This window comes from Pedobacter sp. G11, from assembly GCF_003860265.1.
Lineage (GTDB): Bacteria > Bacteroidota > Bacteroidia > Sphingobacteriales > Sphingobacteriaceae > Pedobacter > Pedobacter agri.
Map to the genome: position 1 here is coordinate 2,545,797 of NZ_CP034190.1, position 18,233 is coordinate 2,564,029.

Sequence of the window (18,233 nt, forward strand, 5' to 3'; positions counted from 1 at the left end):
TTAAATTAGCCTGATGATAACTTTTTTGCAGATATCAAATGGTAAAACTAAACTTATGGCCTTATAAAAAAGTGTTTGCAATGGAGGATATAAACCACTGATCAGCATTCTCAAATTTTTGGTCGATTTATATGAACCATGATATAACCAATGTCTTAATTTTTCGTTCACAATTTCTAAAGTCCTTGCCTTAAAGGCTGGGTGTTTAATACCAAATTCTTTGATAATCTGTATCAGTTCGAATGTGGCATGCCTATCTGTAGCGGTAACCGATTGGGTATGTAACCTGTATAGCGCAAGTGGAGTGTTTAAGGCCTTAAAACTTGCCCCATTTGCCAAAAGCTTAAGCCACATTTCATATTCTTCTGCGGCTTGTTTATTTGTAAAGCTACCGGCTTTTAGTAAGGAGTCCTTTTTAACAAGAACGGTGAGATTTGGAATTCTGTTATAATGCAAGAAAGCCAAAATTGCCTTTTTTCCCTGCCATATAGCGCTGGTTACGCCCATGTTTTTTAAAGTGCTAATATCATAGGGCAAACGATCTTCAAATAGCAAACAATCTGTAAAAACAAGATCGTATTTACCATTCTGGATTTCGTTAATGCAGATTTCCAGTTTATGGCACAACCATAGGTCATCGGCATCTATAAAAGCGATATAACTGCCTTTACTGTGTTTTATGCCATTGTTTTTTGCATAACCCTGCCTTGCATTTTCCTGGTATATGTAAAATACCCTATTATTATTTACCTGATATTGCTTAATAATTTCGGAAGTTTTATCAGTAGAGCCATCGTCAACAATAATCAATTCCCAGTTTGTATAAGTTTGGCCGATTACACTTTCAATGCTTTCGCCAATATATTTTTCGGCATTGTAAGCAGGCATTATCACCGAAACCATCGGGTTATCCATAATTCACGATTGTCCAGTTTTGGGGTATAAAATCATTTATCTCAAATTTTGTTGCGTCGCTGTTGAACCATTTCAATGGAGCAAAAGTGTCTCCACCGGTATCTGCCAGCCAAGCGCCCCACCAGCTAAAGCTGCTGTTCGCAATAATGTGATGTTTACAGGCACTCATTAAAGCCATATCCTGCCAGTGCTTTTTTTTGTGGTTTAAATCTACATAGTGCACTTCTTGATCATTGATCAGCAGGTGCTCTTTTGCCCATTTCATATCATCGGAAAAAATGTATATCGAAAGTTTGCCATACTTTAAGGTTAAAGCAGTTATTGCCTGATGATAATAAGTTAAGGGCAATACGCCGTGGATGTTATGGATTATTTCTGAACTGTTATAATCGCCCCTGCGGATGTGTAAACTAACCGTATTCTCTGACCGGATAATCTTATTTCTAATTGCGGTATTTTCGGTATCCAACTGGGGAAATTCGAATTCTTTCAATAATTGTTTACGGATATGACTGAAATATTTTTCGGACTGGAAATATCCATCCAAGTATATCAGAGTGTAATTTTTACAACTCGCCAAATCGATAAATTCATTTTCAACCTGTTTTATCAGAATAGCATAACGGGCAAAAAAATACCTCAGGATATTGAACGGAAAACGGAAATCGGTAAAAAAAGTAATGCAATTTTTAATGCCATTTCGGGCCTGGATATTTTTGAATTTGTCAAGTTCATAATCCCTTGCCGTAAAATCAGTGCTGCTTACCTTATGTTCATCTAAAAATGATTTATCGAGGTATACTTTTCTTTTAAAGGATAGGGAACGTGCCGCTGCGTATTGGAACATCTGGTTGCCCAGACCCCCCATTAACTTAACAATTACCATTTAATCTTTTGTAAACCAAAAACAGCCACAGCCATAATTTTGTTTATCAGCTTCTTCCAAAATGGCATCGTAGTGAAATGTATTGGCATCGGTAACAAGCGAAAACTGTTTTAGGGTAAAACCCTTAAATAAATCCAGAACCATCTTGGTGGCATATATTCGGTGTGCATTAAAAGCAATTTTTGGCATGCCCACAGGCACTACAAAAAGGATATTCCCATTTGGTTTAATCACTCTTTTTAGTTCTGCAATTGCCTTTACATCGCCCTCTGGATCGATAGGATCGCCGTACCTGCCCAATCCAATATGCTCTATCGTATGCATACATGATAAACTATCCACACTGTTAGATTCGAAATGTAATTTCGTCAAATCCGCTTTTCCTGTCTGTAACTTATCCAGGGTTAGGTTTGCGGGTCTGTAATCATAAAATTCGGTTGGGATAAATGCCGACAGGGTACTACAGAAATAAAGGGATGATGAAATATCGATATGTTTTACTGGGTTTATTACTTTTACGACCCTTATTGCCCAGGCCACATGATATACGTAATGCGCATCAAAACCGGTTTCGGAGGTATTATCATCCAAGCAGCGATATACTTCTTTAAAGTTCATATCGAACCTTTTAAGTACATCCATTCCCTTAAATGCCTTAAACTCGGATTCGAAATTGATCTGTTTAAAAGATTTTCCGCTGATCAATCTATAAATTCTGCCCCGTATTCTTTTTAAGGTGTTCATTATCATTTTAATATTTCAGAAATATTTGGAGGATAAAAAGTTAAAAGAGGGATATGCTAATGATATCGTTTTCTATTTCCTGTTTAAATGCTGTTGTAAAAGTCCTGATAAAACTGTTCAGTTCAGCAACGGTAGGGTAACCATCAGCTCCATTAAATAACCGTGCATCGTCTATCATTAAAATGTGAGGCAGCTTATCAGCATTTAAAATAGCAGTAAGTTCTTCAAATATCGGACAATCCTTATCGCCTTTGGCGGTAATTCCACCCGAGTAATGACCATCAAGCCAGAAAATTGCGGGTTCTTTAATCTGGGGCATTAACACTTTGAGTATCTTTCCGCTATCACCTTCCAATAAGTTAATATGGGCCTCTTTTTTAAATTTTGCCTTGGCCGCTATATGCAGGTCGTGCCCTAGTTCTATGGAATAGATGATGCGGAAAGTATTTTTCTGCGATTCTATCATTTCTCCGAGGTAGGTTCCGGTTTCTATCAATATATTATAGCCCGAGGCCTTTTTTGCCTGTAAAATTGCTTTTTGCTTAATAATGTGAGGTGGAGGAGCGGGTTTGCCCTGTTTTTCCCATTCATAAATAATTGAATTATCATCTCTTTTAAGCTCTTCAACAACCGGTGCTTTAGTAGTTAATAATGGACGTATAATTCTTTTAAAGAAACTTACCATATTATCTATCAATCGGAGTTATTTCAATAGGCATAGGATTTAGGATCAACCCCACGTTATTGATTTTGAGAATACTTTTATCCAAATCCGCATCTGCAATGTCCGAAATGAAAAAAGATGCTGCATTTTCGTTATAAAATATAGATTTTTCACTGTTGGATAAGCCAAGGGTTAAGTAATAAGTACCGGGAGAATAATATAATTTATCTTCTTTGAAAACGGCCTGATAATAACCAGGTTTTGTAGTCATTCTATTGCTCCAACAGGTTCTTATACCAATTTCTGAAGCATTATTAATGCCTATGGCCACAATAAATTCCGGTAGGAGGGTGTTAACTTTAAACAATATCTTGATCTGCCATGATTTACCCACCGGTATTTCAGATATTTGATTTCCATATACATCCTCTATCTGTAACTGGTAAATATAAGCCTGAATAGTTTCATCGCTGGGGGCTTCGAAATGAAAAATAGATTGATATTTTCTTGCGGTAGATAAATATTGCTCGATCACGTGACTCGTGTTTGCCGATAATTTAATTTGGCCATTATCCAGATAAAGGGCTTTTTCGCAAAGTTTCTGTACAGCATTCATATTATGGCTCACAAATAAAACAGTTCTTCCTTCACTCTTACTGACCTCGCTCATCTTCCCCAAACATTTTTTCTGAAACTCTGCATCTCCAACAGCCAACACTTCATCTACAATTAATATTTCTGACTCTAAATGTGCTGCGACAGCAAATGCCAGTCTAACATACATCCCCGATGAGTATCTTTTTACAGGTGTATCTAAATAACGTTCGATACCTGCAAATGCTACTATCTCATCCAACTTCCTCTGAATTTCTTTTTTGCGCATTCCTAAAATCGCGCCATTCAGAAAAATGTTCTCTCTGCCGGAAAGCTCTGGGTGAAAACCTGTACCAACTTCAAGTAAACTGGCAATTCGCCCTTTACCGGAAATCTTGCCGATAGTTGGTGCTGTCACTTTACTTAATATTTTTAACAGCGTACTTTTTCCTGCGCCATTTCGACCAATAATGCCCACAGCATCTCCTTGCTCGATTTCAAAAGTGACGCCCTTTAAACTCCAAACGACATCGCTTTCCCTTTTAATATACTGATCGTTGTTCTCACTAATTAGCAGAAATGGATCATCTTTACCACGAACTCTCGCATACCAGCGCTCAAGGTCACGACTAATCGTACCTGTGCCAATCTGACCTAATTGATAGGCTTTGCTTAAATTTTCTACTTTGATTGCAATATTAGACATACCAGCAAATTCTCATTATACCTGTAGCATTATACTTTCCATTCCTAAAAAAATTATCATCTATACAGTATCCACAAAATTTCGTTCCACTTTATTAAAAACTAAGATTCCAAAAAGTAGGACAACAGTCGTAACCCCGGTTGCATATCCTAAGCTAAACCAACTAAAACGTCCTTCACCTAAAAATCCATACCTAAAAGTTTCTATAATGGGGGTCATCGGGTTGTACTCGATGATCCAGGCATACTTTGGATATTTCTCCAGCGCTGTCGATAGGGGATAAATCACAGTGGTCGCATACATTAACAATTGCACCCCAAAACCGATTAAAAAAGCAAGATCTCTGTACTTTGTAGTCATGGCTGAAATAATCATTCCTGTGCCTAACCCTAAAAGGGCCATTAATACAATAACTATTGGGAAAAGGCAAATAGCCCAGCTAATGTTGAATTGTGCATCTGTTGCAAGATAATAAACCATGAGAATTAAAAACAGTAACATCTGCACGCCAAATCTCACAAGATTACTGAAGACTATACTTAATGGCACAATTAACCTTGGAAAATAGACTTTCCCAAATATACCCGCGTTATCTCTGAAAACTGTAGAAGTTTTGGTTAAACAGTCTGCAAAGTAATTCCAAGCGGTGATTCCAGCCATGTAGAATAACGGTTTAGGTAAGCCGTCTGTTGAAATACCCGCAAGGTTACCAAATATGAATGTAAAAATAATGGTAGTAAACAAGGGCTGTATGAAAAACCATAATGGACCGAGTATAGTCTGCTTATAGAATGAAACAAAATCCCTTCTGACTAGTAGCCATAACAGATCACGATATGCCCAGACCTCATTTAGTTTGAGATCAAACATAGAACTTTTGGCTTCAATGGTCCAGGAATGTTCGTGTTCGTTTGTCAATGTATTAAAAGTTGTTTTAGTTTTTGTTTGTATTTAGAAAAAGCAAAATTCTCAAGCGTTTTACCTTGTTGTTTTTTAGGGGTAACCGGATTTGCCAATGCACTATTGATGGCGTCTTGCAATTCGACTAAGCTTTTTGGATTAATCAATGTACCTAATTCACCGTTTAATAAAGCATCTGTACTTCCATCAAGATTGCCTGCAATTACTTTGCACCCACATGCTGAAGCTTCAATGAAACTGATTCCAAAACCTTCTGCAGTGCTAGGCATCACAAAAATGTCTGCCAGAAGGTAGTGTTGTGTAATCTCTTCCTCTGCAACAAAGCCAGTAAAGGTTACTCGATTTTGTAACTCTGATTGCTCCAGCAATTTTTTAACGCGTCTGAACTCTGCTTCATCTGCCTTCCCCGCAAGGATATAATGAATATCTTCAGGCAAGCCGCTAATTGCTGATAATACCTGGTCGTAACCTTTATACTGCTCTTTAGAAGATAGTCTGGTTAATGTTAAAATTATTCTTCTATCCTTAGTTAAACCATAACGCTCCAGCAGTTCGATTGGCTTCCCAAAATCTTTTGGAACTTCAAAAAAGGGATCAAGGCAATTATTTATTACGCTAAGCTTATCAGCAGCAATTCCATGCTCTTCCTGGATTCTGCCAGCAGTGTATTGACTTACGGCCCATATCTCAACTTGGTTTTTTAAGAAAGTCTTTTTCCAGTCATTCAACGATTTCCAGATTTCAATGCCATGAGCAAAAAGAATAAGCCTTGTTGCAGGTTTTATTTTTTTGATTAACCATCCAAAAATGAGCAGGTTGATATGACTCAGGACAATTATATTGGACTGTAAACTATGTTTGATGAATGCTAATCCAAAGCTAAATCGTTTGCCATTAAATCCTTTAAATTTTTCGACAGATGTATATCGTTGATCATCCTGAGTATCATACATGCTGAGGCATTTGTATTCCCCAATAATTCCATCCTCTTTGAATTCAGACAAAGCTTTTAGAAACGCTCTACAAACTTTTTCAATTCCTCCAGTAAATCCAAAAGTATATAATGATAAAAACAAAATCTTTTGTTTTTTATGCATTTTGAAAATTCATATATCTCAAGCTTTCCACTTTAAATCCTCCATCAAGAATAGGGTGATGGCTTTAGCCCAATGCAAGTCTCCATTTATAAAGTCTGCTTTCAATCTAGCTATTTTCGGGCTGTCGTCACTAATACCCCTCAAAAAAAACTCATTTCTTCTTAGCCAGCGTTGAAAGGGAAACGTAAATCCCATTTTCCTTCGGTTCCATATTGCTTCCGGTAGAATACTCATAAAGGCATCAACCATAAACCCCTTTGGTTTTTGCAGCTGGTATTTGATGTCAGGTGAAGTGTAGTTAAGTAGCTGTATTAAATCCTGATCAAGGAATGGTAAACGTACTTCTACACCGTGTTGCATGCTCATTGCGTCGGTATCATGTAATAACTGATTTTGCATGTATAAATTTGATTCCAACCACCCGGCTTCTTCAATAGGACTAAGATGAGCAGGTACTTCAGATATAGTCATTGTGGTGAGCACATCATCGATTTTATTAATTGAAAGATTTAATATTTCAGCAATCTCATCAGGTGTATAGATGCCACGTAAAAAAAGATATTTGCCTGTTGTATTTCTATAACTCAAGTAGTAGGAACGTTTCAAAGCGGCTTTCCTGAAAAGAATTCCCTTTTTGAGTATAAACTGTGGAAGCTTCGCAAGGTATCTAACCATTCGCATTCTTTTAAAAGACGGATAGCCACCAAATAATTCATCCCCTCCAATTCCAGATAACACAGCCTTTAAGCCTTTTGCCTTTGCAAAATAGTTCACAAACCAAGAATTAATACCGTCTATGGTAGGTTGATCCATACCACTTAATGCTACAGGTAAATATTGATTGAAAATACTTTGGTTAATGAGGTATTCCGAATGATTGCTATTTGTTTGGTCAGCAATTAACTTTTGATAAGGCTGCTCGGAAAATTCCTGTTCAGTGAAATTTACTGAAAGTGTTTTGAGAGTCTGCTGATCAGATGTCTCATTTATTGTTTCATCAGCCATTAAGGTAATTAAACTCGAATCTATACCTCCACTTAGAAATACACCTATAGGTGAATCTGAAATGAGGTGACGCTTTACTGCTCGTTTAAGTGTATCGCGAAGGCATTGTTTTGCAACCTCAAAATCCTTGATGTAAGGTATTAGGTTTTGTCTGTGATAATGCTTTATTTCTGCCTGATGTGATTCATGATTCCAGCAAAGGTAGGAGCCTTTCTGCAACATCTTTACTTCTGCTAATGTGGTATAGGGCTCAGGAATATGTCCAAATGCTAAAAAGTAGACTTTCCATTCGGGTAGTTCGCTCAGTAATATGTTAGCTTTTTTAAATGCCTTCACTTCTGAAGCAAATACCAGCTTTCCTGATTCGTTGTAATAATGTAACGGTTTAATCCCTGATGGATCACGGACCAGAAAAGTTTTGTTCTTCAATTGATCATACAGCCCGAAAGCAAACATGCCTTTCAATAGGTTAAACGAGGCAACTCCCCAATGGTGATAAGCCGCCAGGATTACTTCAGTATCACTATGAGAGGAGAAATCAAATCCCGCTTCCACCAGGTCTTTTTTAAGTTCAAGGAAATTGTAAATCTCGCCGTTGAAGGTGATTGTCAGATGGTCACTATTGTATGACATGGGCTGATGTCCGTTAGAAGAGAGGTCGATCAATGCCAGGCGCCTGTGCCCAAAGGCAAGGCCATTTGCTTCATCGCTACAATAGCCTTCACCATCGGGACCCCCATGCGCCATTATATCACACATGGCTTTCACCTCTTTCCGTAGTTGACTTATATTAGCCTGATGATCAATAATTCCCGCTATCCTACACATGGTTTTTTCAAGCTTCAGATTTCTAGTCTAGGTTTCTTATTTTAATTATTCCCAAACACAGCTTCGCCCTCTCAGTCACGTTTTTTTAAAAAATGACTGTTAATTTTAATTGTAAATCTTCCTCACACAACTCTTCTGAACAAAGTTCAGTATTTTTTATTTATGCTCCAATCAACCTTTCTCATATCTCTTGTCTCACATATTATAGCGGCTCCACAAAACCCATCGACGTATTAATCTCAATCGCATACCCCATATTATGTAAACGTAGGATGATACGGTGTTTATTATGTAACGAAACCATTTCAGCAACCATACCCTTAAACGGGCCTGCCTTGATTAAAACTTTTTGTCCTGGCTGGATATCATAATCGAAAACCTCCAAATCTGCATCCGTAGCAAGTAGCAGTTTGAGGTCGTTCATTTGTTGCTCGGGGATGCTGGTGATGTTACCCGAGAAGTAAAGGAATCTCGCAACACCGTTCGTCATTAAAACATCCGCATATTCTTTCCCCGAAATATACACAAATAGATAAGATTTAATGAGGGGCTCTTCTACAATCTTCTTCCGGTCGCTCCATTGTCTGACTGTTTTTTTTAATGGGAGATAAGCGATAATACCCTTCCTTAATAGCTCGTCATATGCTTTTTTTTCCGCTCGAGAACGGGTATAAACCGGATACCATTTGTAATGTTGATCAATCATATTTCAATTCAGGACTATTTGAAAATAATGCAGCATTGAGTATTTTTTCGTTCGTTAAACAAATCGTGTAAAACTATATTTGTCTATTTATTCGTAAGAAAAAGAAGATTCTGCCTGAAGAGAATTTAGAATGGCATTTTTGGGTTTAATGCTTAAATAGGAGGAATAAATTCGGGGAACAATCATCATGTCGATAAGCTTTGCAATTAAATCTGTTTGGATTTGTGGGAACGAAATCAAAAGTAAACAATTAATAATAGAGTACAGTTAGCACTAACTTATTAATTGTGTTTTTTATTTATAAGCTATTGTTATTATGTGTTTACTAGACTCAAGGAGAGTAATTTTCTCCTGTTGTCGACCTTTACTAATTGAAGTATTTCCAAAGGCTAACAATAGGTTTAGTAGTTGGTTCAGAAAAAGTTAAAAATAGGTGCATATAAGCTTATAATGACTAAATTAACAGTGGGCTAATGTTATGGACAAAGGGTCAACAAGGATCCTATTTCTTTTTCCAGAACATCCACCATTTCCTGTTTTCGTCATCATAATAGCCTGAACCAGAGTATCCAGAATAGTCAGAATAATAGTAGGTGCTATTTCCTCCACCGCGTGAATAATCTGTAGTATAGTAGTTCGAGTACAAGGCATCATCACCGAAGGCATTCAGGATAATGGCAAGATTCGTTAGTCCATACTCTCTTGATAATCTTTCAGGAATAGCTGCGGCCCTTTGTTGCGATACCCCTGATCGGATCACAAAAAGATTGACATCAGACTGGCGGATTAGAGGTATAGCATCTGATACCAATCCTACAGGAGCGGTATCGACTAATACATAATCATAATCCCTTTCCAGTTTTCTCAAAAGATCCTGCATGGCTACAGTATGTAATAATTCAGAAGGATTTGGAGGAACTGGACCTGAAGGAATAAAGTCAATATGATGTACGTCATCATGAACTAAAACATCCTCAACCTGATGTTGACCTGAAAGAACTGAACTTAAACCTTTTTTATTATCTACATCGAAAACTTTATGTAGCCTTGATCTACGTAAATCGGCGGCAATCAAAATTACTTTTTTTTCAATTAACGCTAAAGTGCCTGCGAGATTAATTGTTACAAAAGATTTTCCTTCTCCTGATATTTCAGAAGTAATGCAAATAATCTTACTTTGCTTATGGCTGGCAAGAAAGCTTAGATTAGTCCTTACTGAACGTACTGATTCAGCAAACACAGACTTTGGTTTTGCAATGGATAATGCCTGACGATTATCCTGATCAATAAAATCTGGGAATTTGCGAATAACACCTATTATTGGTGTATGGGTTAATCCCTCAACAGTTTCCTTATCGTAGATGTATGGATTCAAGAAACGTACTAATAAAATCAATCCCATTCCCGCACCAATGCCAAATAAAATCGCAAATGTGTAAACCTTGTTTGAGTCTGCTGCGATAGAATTATAGTTAGGAAAGGCTAGGTTGACTATCGCTGCACCTGCTACAGTAGCTGCTGCATTCATTTCAGCTTCTAATTTTTTCTCTGACAAATATGAACGAACCCTGTTATTCACTTCAAAATTGGTGCTCAGTTTAACAAAGTTTTGCTCCTTCAAAGGAATAGTACTCATCCTTAGATTGACTCCAGAAATTTGTTGGTCTATATATCTTATTGTTTGATCATTGTTTTCACGCATCAACCTTATATTGTTTCTAATGCTTAATTTTGTATTAGCGATCTGCTGTTCGATCTGCCTTACTGGTTGCGAGTCTGCTGTGAATTGATTCAATTTGGTGTCGCGGTTTGATAGCAGAATATTTAACTGGGTTACTAGGGAACCCAAGACGGTATTTAAATCTCCTTCTAAATCTAGTCCGATTTCGACTTTCGACCTATTGTTATTGACCTGATCTTCTAGCTGCTTAATTCCAAGTTGTTTGATTTTGAGGTCCTCTTTTTGTTTTTCGTATTCAGACAGTTTACTGACCGTCATTGTTGTTGCTGATCCGAGATCTATGATTTTGTTTTGAGTTTTATAGTTAGCTAAATTACTACCTGATTTACCAGCCTCTGTGTTTATAAACCCTAACTGATTATCTATAAATTCAACTGTCTGTTTTGCCGAGCGTTGCTTCTGAATCAAATCATATCGGACATATTCTTTCATTATCGCATTAAGCATATCAGCAGCAAATACTGGATTACCGTCTGTTAAGCTTAAGCTCATTACATTTGTAAACCGTGCCGCCTCCGCAATATATAAGCCCATCGCTCTACCGACAAAATCTTCCTTCGTATTGAACTTAAATCTGTAGTCACCCTCGGGAATCTCAGATTTTATACGAAACTGCATATTGCCAAGATTTAACAGTTCTCCATAGCGATGGGTTGTGAGCTTCGCCTTTCCATTATTTGGATCGCCTATCTTAAATGTTTTTTTATCTATAGACTCTACAATATATAAACCTCTGCTGAAGTTAAGTGAATCCTGTTTAATAATTTCAATCTGAAACGGAATATTAGGATACAATTCAGTCGTTCTGATTCTGCCTTTTATATAGTAGGAGATTTTGTAGTCTAGGTTGGCAATTGCATTCAATACTACGTCATTACTTTTGATTACAAAGCTTTCTGCTTGAATTTTATCAGTATAGTTGTAAACCTGGGTAGGCATTTGATTATTTGTGCTAACACCAGGGTTAGTATCTTGGATCTTTAATGAAGCCGAAGTTTGATATACTGGTGTTGTGTATAATACTCTCACTTTCGCAATTGCTAAGGCAATGGCAACACAACCAGCAATCCAATACCACCTACTCCAGAATACACGAAATATTTTATAAAAGTCAATTTGCTGACTTACGGCTTTCGCCTCCAAATTCTGTTCCTTATCCATTGGCTAGCGAGTTAAAGCGAAAATTAAGGTGGCCAGATTTATAATTACCAGCAGTGGTTGTACAATGTTATTAAAACTTTGCAGACGATCACTTAATGCTTGGCCCTTGGTTTGCTGAAGCACAATGACGTCATGATTTTGCAAAATCAGTTTTTTACTCGCTAAGCTGTTGATATCATTCAGGTTTACATAGATAATCTCCGGATGGCTTCTGTCGCCTCTGATAATTTTCAGGCTTTTAGGATCTGCTACTTTAGTAATTCCCCCAGCTTCCCCGATGATCTCAATTAGGTCAGTATTTTCCTTCTCTAGCAAAAAATTGCCTTGTTTGCCAAATTCACCTAGCAAAGTTACTTTCAAATTCACTACTGTAAGTTCGATAATTGGGTCTTTCAATAACTTTGTTTTATAAATTTCCTGAATTTTTACTGCAGCCTCCCTTCTCGTTAAACCTACAACCTGAACCTTTCCTATTGCAGGGAGATTCACCATGCCATCAGGTTCCACAGGGTAGGAAAGTACATTTTGACTTGAGCCGGTTTGGCTACCAGAAATGCTGTTACCACCTGTTGCGCCCGTACTTCCTGTTGCACCAAACTCAGGATTTTGCACGTTCCGGACAGTCAGCTGGTCGTTTACTTTGATTTTGTAATAAATATCACTGAGCCCTTGGTCATTTACCACATAGACCTGTTTGATTGTATCTGTGACGATATCGCTAGGTGCGTTAAATAACGCATGTCGCTTGCGAGCCGCACAGCTAAATAAAAAAGTTATTGCAATTAATAAAACGAAGTTTAACGGGAATTTTGTTCGAATCATGTTTAAGAAAATAATGATGTTAGATCACTTCTATTGCAAAAATACTGTTTAATTGTGCTTAAAAAAAATCAAATACAATAATCTATATTGGTAAAAATATCATCCTTAAAAGTGGGTGCTTATTTTTTTTATCAAACTTATTCTAGATATATTTTTTTGTTCGTTTTATAATCAAGTGGATAAGTTAATTCTGGAAAATTCTCTAAATGGAAGAGCCAGTTATTATTTGGCTTCAAGATTATTAGAATTACCCCATTTTGGATTGGAAGCGTAGTTATCAGTTTTCTGGATTGTAGAAGCAGATTCTTTCGAAGGTTGCAGGTTTGGAAATACAATGTATTATGGTAGCTATTCTAATTCTATTGAAGTATGCGTCTATCTCACTTCCCTTGTAACATCAAGAATCTGTCCGTCTTCAAGCGTTTCGGATTCTAATGCAATTATTGATAATTAGCTATTTTTATTTAATTTTACCGTCACTTGTCGGCTGATTCAGGATCACCTTTCTCTGACCCACATAGTACTGTAGATACAGATGACATAGTACCCTGTCCTGGACAATAATACAGTATGTCAAGATGGTTATACCCATACATATGTAAAATAGCCGATTTACGATTATTTAACATTATTTGGTTCAATAATAGCGGCTATCGGATGTCTTTTTACTGAGACGCAACTCCTTTTCATTATGTTCAAAAACAGTCGCTAATTGAACATATCACATCTAGTAATTTTTTAGTATATACTCACTTATAAGTAAAGAAGAATCAATTAGTGTATGATTAGGTAGATTTATTTGTCTTTTCTAATGTTGATTCCATAAATTTGTGACGTCATCGTCCCGTTGTCCATATGAAAAAACTGATCTTATTTTTTTTGATTATCTTTAAATCGCAATTCAATTTACTGGCGCAAACAACAGCAACCGGCTGTTATACCTCATGGGACAATGCTACCCATACCTACGGACCATATGGGGCGAATAATGTCTATGCTAATAATACCGGACGAGTAAGCTTACTCCCTGGATATTGCAATTGGGTACCCACTACTTCAACCAGTAATTGCAGAGTTTGCCCAGGTTGGCTTATCACATCCGGCGCTAATACCGGAAGATGTCAGGTATCAGAGGGCGATAACACTCTATTGGCTACGCAGCCTGGTTCATCTGGGACTTTCAGAATGATACCGTGTCCTATTGACCACAACATCATTTATGGAAATATTTTATTTGCCATTGTAGGTATTTATTTTATTAGACGGAAGGTTTCAACCGTTAAATAATTTGGTAACTGCAACTTATTTGAATAATATCTGTCATCGCAAGGTTATCTTAATATAATAATTTAAATCTCTTCATTATCGAAATTCACATTTAGCCATTTTTCAATAACAGTCAGTAATCAGATTTCCCAATCATGTATTATTCAATGCTAATTAATTAATAGTTATATGTTAGTTGCGTTACTGCAAGATGGAATTTTGTTTAATCCATTTTTGTTCGATATTAAGCCTTAATTAATTTCCTTCGATTTTTTCTGAATAGTACAGTATTCTTAACTAGCTCATTAATCGTTTTATATAGCTAGGTGAAAGGATTTTGATAAATTAGAATAAGGATAACAAGATAAATTTAAAGTTATCTTGAAATTTAATATGATATATGTCAAATGTTTTACAATGCTCGTATGGCGAACAATAATAGATTTTTTTCCTCCAAATCTTGAGTATAATCTACTACAAGCCCCCTAGGAACATTAAACTTATAAATTAGTATAAATTTTCATAATGTTTATACCAATCAAATTGTCTATGTTTTGTAATTTCTATTCCAGCTTCCAAGGTCTGTTCATAAATATATAACAAAAGATTACGAATTTTGCATTTCTGTAGTAGAAATACTACTGTTTTGATTTGTCGTTGTCCCTTTATGAAGTCTATTTTTTTTCTAGCAATAATGCTTACTTCCGTTCGCTCTATTGCTCAAACATCTGGTACTGGGTGTCGTATAAGTAATAATATTTATACTGAATATCTTGGTATTGCATATCCTTATGGCCCTGGCACTCCAATAAGCTATTATAAGAGCCCAGGCAACAATGTGCCTATTAATTATAATAACTATGACGGATCCAAACCACCAACGTATTACGGTTATAAATGTGGACAAATCAATTATTTCGACGCTAGTCCTACAGGCCCCGCCCAATATGAATTTGCTGACACCAGTAGTCCTTGTATAATATCATCCAGCTTAGGAGGATCTATTAGCGGTAATGGAGTGTTGGCTAACTATTCTTATAACAAACCTGCATACTGTTCCGCTTCCACCATGCCTTTACCTATTGATGATTTTTTAATTCCCGGTTCTTTTTTATTCTCATGCTTCGGTTTTTTCATACTACGCAATCAGTCGCTTAGAAGAATTAGTTGATTGAATATTCGTCGCAAGTTAGGATTCTTCTTTATATGGATGTAATCGGGAAACAGTACTGCACAAGAATTGTCAATTAAGAGCGCGCAGAAAACGGGAACAAGAGTATAAAGTTAATCTTCTGGTTCTAACTTGCAAGTATTGTTTTCCTATTTTCCATTCTTTAAGATTTCCCCGCAAGACTAATTACCTCGCACCGAAATAAAAGCCGTTTAGTAGAACTGTGGCCAGCACTTCTTTATCCGGTATTTTAGCCCAGTCAGCAGGCATTTTGTTGGTGGTGATAATAAATGAAGTGCTTTCAAAAAGTTGATTTACAAATTTAAAAAGATTTACTGCTTGTGGTGTTGCTATATTTGACTAGAGGGATTATTCATCAGATTAGAAAGAAACTTTTAAATTTAATTATAAGAGCAAAGGGGTGTTTGATGGATCCTTCAGAAAGATGGCCGTAGAGCTTTCTCATACCAAGGAATCTCTAAAAGAAGTAGCTGATGAGTTAGGTATCAGCCAAACTCTTTTAAGTAAATGGAGACAACGGCAATCAGAGGCCGTTCAAGGAACGACTGAATTGACCAAGAATCAGAAGCTGATTAGAGCTGCAAAAAGTGCTTAAAGATGCTCAAATGGAAAGCGACATCCTAAAAAAAGGCTATCGGCATCTTTTTTTTAGGGAGACTGGAGATATTCGGATTCATAAAGGAACATCGACTAATATTTTCAGTTGAAATGATGTGTAGGGTATTTCAGGTAAATAACGGCGGGTTCTATTATTGCTTAAAATGCTAAGGGAAAACGTCTAGTTGATAGTACCTTGCTACTTGAAAAAATCAATAAGATTCACCAAGAAAGCAAGAAAATTTATGGTAATTCGAGAATTGCAGCTATGCTTGCTGAAAAAGTTATTTAAGCTTCCAGGCCAAGAGTTGCCAGGATAATGAGAAAGGCAGGAATAATATGGAAGCCAAAAACATAACGGTTAAGTCATTTCAGGTGGCAAAAGCAAACAGGAGGATTGAAGATATACAAATATTCCACTCTGATCAGGGAGTTCAGTATGCTTGTTTGGAGTTTTGGAAACTGTTGATGTGATTACCAATAATTCAAATTATGAACCGGAAAGGAAATTGTTGGGATAATGCAGTCACAGGTAGTTTCTCTAAAATAGTGAAAACTTAGATTTTATCTAAGAACTTTCAAAACTACGAATTAGACTCTTTATAGCGAGTTCCGTCTTTTTGTTACCAATTGCATAGATTTTTCGAGTATACTCTTTAAACGGTTAATCCTTAAGTAGGTGTTAGCAACAATTTGGTCCGCGGGTGTTGTGGGAATTCTGGCCGAACCTAGTCCTCTCAACTTTAAATAAATTCATTGAATTAGTTGTCTATTTGTGAACTATTGGTAGTCACAAATCGAAAATATCTGGCAATTTTAAATGTAGAAATTAACGGTAGACATAATTTTTTAAAATCGTTGTTCATTTTATTCATGATAATTCTTAAATGTTTGTTTTTAACCTAAAAGTCGCTTAATTCTGATAAATAGCTAGTTAATTTTATATAATGTGTCTTATAATCTGGTTAATCATTGGTTTGGTTTTCATTGTCATTTGAATAGCCTAACTGCATTTCTATCAACACACATAAGTTGTCATGCAAAAATCATTAATAACATAACTAATATCGCTAAGTTCTATAATTTATGAACATTATAGATTAGTATTATCAACAACACAAAAAAAATTGTATTTTTTCCATACAAACTATCCTCTTATTGATGCTCTTATAATTTTTACCAAAAACTTAATGGCTAGTGATCCAAGTGCTCAGTATGGGTTTTTAAAAAATAATAAGATATACTAGAATTATAAAGGCGATAGATATCCATATGGCCCAAATACCCCTTTGCCTAATTAAACTAGTGATCCAAAGTTTTACGATATAAATTATAATGATAGCAATGGCTACATTTCTGGAATCATCAACCCAAGGACTGAATCCTTTTACAATGCAGATATGGGAAATTGTATTATTGATGGAAATGCTAATTATCCAATTGTTAAGTATGTGAAAGCTGGGTCTTCAGTGACTAATGTACCTCTTGACTATTATATTGTATTTCTAATAACTATAGCAGATGGTATTTCGGTTTTTCTTATAAAGGGGAAACAATCAATTATAGCACTATAGTTGTAATTGTTTTATTCCCTGAAGAAGTAATGAATAAAGTGAATATAGATTAAACTTTAGGCATGATGTAATTTCGCAATATATCAATACCTAATTAAATGAATCTTTTTAAATCACTTTTGATGGTTGGGATGCTTACTTTATCGATATCTGTGAATGCTATTGAGGGTTGTTTAGTTGCAAATAGGATGTACACTAGTAGGGCTTCTATTTCTATACTTTCAGGACCTGCTTTTACTACATCTGCGTTTACAGATGCGAATGGAAGATGTTGGGCGCCTGCGCCAAATGGAAGCTGTCAAGTTTGTAATGGTACTGCTGTTGCAGCTGCAGGTGTTCTTGTATGTGTTGCAGATATTTTGGGGCCAAGAGATGGCGCTATTTATACAGGTAACTATTATTCATCATTCACAATCATAGATTGCAACCTTGATAACTTTTCTTGGGTACTTACCACCTCCGCTGCTGCTTTTGGTTTAATTCTGATTCGAAAAAGAAAAACTCTTTAGAAGTTTAGTTCATAATTTCCACTATAAATGAGAATAAGCTTTAAGAAGGTTAAATTTTTGCGGAAATGGGTATTTATTTGTCTGATTGATTAGCATCCATTCCATTTCAGCGGTCGAAGTCTCTCACTAGATTAGCGGTGAAATGCTCATTCAGGAATATTCATCACGCTGATAGTTTTTTTAGAATTTTTATATTCTTGAATACGTGTTTTGAATAAGTGAAATATGTGCATTTAGAAAAACTTCCTGCATCAATAAATTATTAACAGTACGTTCCATGAAAACGGTAAATTTAACCAACACGA

General features: G+C 36.2%; 15 protein-coding genes. 3 read left to right on the top strand and 12 right to left on the bottom strand.

The features are described from left to right. The 11 genes from EA772_RS11050 to EA772_RS11100 form a co-directional block, all read right to left on the bottom strand. Positions 1–915, bottom strand: coding sequence for a glycosyltransferase (locus EA772_RS11050; protein WP_124913206.1), 915 nt, complete (start codon positions 913–915; stop codon positions 1–3). Then, positions 908–1,801, bottom strand: coding sequence for an alpha-1,2-fucosyltransferase (locus EA772_RS11055; RefSeq protein ID WP_124913208.1), 894 nt, complete (start codon positions 1,799–1,801; stop codon positions 908–910). The genes EA772_RS11050 and EA772_RS11055 overlap by 8 nt, the downstream gene beginning before the upstream one ends. Further along, complete coding sequence (locus EA772_RS11060; RefSeq protein ID WP_124913210.1) at positions 1,802–2,545, bottom strand: DUF268 domain-containing protein; 744 nt, start codon at positions 2,543–2,545, stop codon at positions 1,802–1,804. A 40-nt stretch (positions 2,546–2,585) separates the two neighbouring features. Further along, a complete protein-coding gene (locus EA772_RS11065; RefSeq protein ID WP_124913212.1) occupies positions 2,586–3,242 on the bottom strand; it encodes a hypothetical protein in 657 nt (218 codons plus the stop codon). Then, the gene (locus tag EA772_RS22295; RefSeq protein ID WP_124913214.1) at positions 3,232–4,509 is read right to left on the bottom strand and encodes a polysaccharide ABC transporter ATP-binding protein; all 1,278 of its coding nucleotides are present in this window, start codon (positions 4,507–4,509) and stop codon (positions 3,232–3,234) included. Before EA772_RS22295 ends, EA772_RS11065 begins: the two co-directional genes overlap by 11 nt. A gap of 60 nt (positions 4,510–4,569) precedes the next feature. After that, a complete protein-coding gene (locus EA772_RS11075; RefSeq protein ID WP_124915024.1) occupies positions 4,570–5,379 on the bottom strand; it encodes an ABC transporter permease in 810 nt (269 codons plus the stop codon). Between the two features lie 44 nt (positions 5,380–5,423). After that, positions 5,424–6,527: a glycosyltransferase family 4 protein gene (locus EA772_RS11080; RefSeq protein WP_124913216.1), complete on the bottom strand. Its 1,104-nt coding sequence runs from the start codon at positions 6,525–6,527 to the stop codon at positions 5,424–5,426. An 18-nt stretch (positions 6,528–6,545) separates the two neighbouring features. Beyond that, complete coding sequence (gene asnB / locus EA772_RS11085; protein WP_124913218.1) at positions 6,546–8,360, bottom strand: asparagine synthase (glutamine-hydrolyzing); 1,815 nt, start codon at positions 8,358–8,360, stop codon at positions 6,546–6,548. A 202-nt stretch (positions 8,361–8,562) separates the two neighbouring features. Continuing rightward, positions 8,563–9,066, bottom strand: a complete 504-nt coding sequence (locus tag EA772_RS11090) for a UpxY family transcription antiterminator (protein ID WP_124913220.1) — start codon at positions 9,064–9,066, stop codon at positions 8,563–8,565. 502 nt (positions 9,067–9,568) lie between these two features. After that, positions 9,569–11,968: a GumC family protein gene (locus EA772_RS11095; protein ID WP_124913222.1), complete on the bottom strand. Its 2,400-nt coding sequence runs from the start codon at positions 11,966–11,968 to the stop codon at positions 9,569–9,571. A gap of 3 nt (positions 11,969–11,971) precedes the next feature. Then, a complete protein-coding gene (locus tag EA772_RS11100) occupies positions 11,972–12,790 on the bottom strand; it encodes a polysaccharide biosynthesis/export family protein (protein ID WP_124913224.1) in 819 nt (272 codons plus the stop codon). Positions 12,791–13,645: 855 nt separating this feature from the next. Between EA772_RS11100 and EA772_RS11105 the strand changes: the two genes are divergently transcribed. Further along, positions 13,646–14,077: a hypothetical protein gene (locus EA772_RS11105; protein ID WP_124913226.1), complete on the top strand. Its 432-nt coding sequence runs from the start codon at positions 13,646–13,648 to the stop codon at positions 14,075–14,077. 1,336 nt (positions 14,078–15,413) lie between these two features. Here EA772_RS11105 and EA772_RS22465 read toward each other — a convergent pair. Continuing rightward, entirely contained in the window at positions 15,414–15,581 is a 168-nt protein-coding gene (locus EA772_RS22465; RefSeq protein WP_371683170.1) for an ATP-binding protein, read from the bottom strand. 67 nt (positions 15,582–15,648) lie between these two features. Here EA772_RS22465 and EA772_RS11115 point away from each other — a divergent pair, with 67 nt between their 5' ends. Then, positions 15,649–15,843, top strand: a complete 195-nt coding sequence (locus EA772_RS11115) for a transposase (RefSeq protein ID WP_256369981.1) — start codon at positions 15,649–15,651, stop codon at positions 15,841–15,843. Between the two features lie 1,674 nt (positions 15,844–17,517). Then, positions 17,518–17,928, top strand: a complete 411-nt coding sequence (locus EA772_RS11120) for a hypothetical protein (RefSeq protein WP_124913230.1) — start codon at positions 17,518–17,520, stop codon at positions 17,926–17,928. Positions 17,929–18,233: the final 305 nt, after the last annotated feature.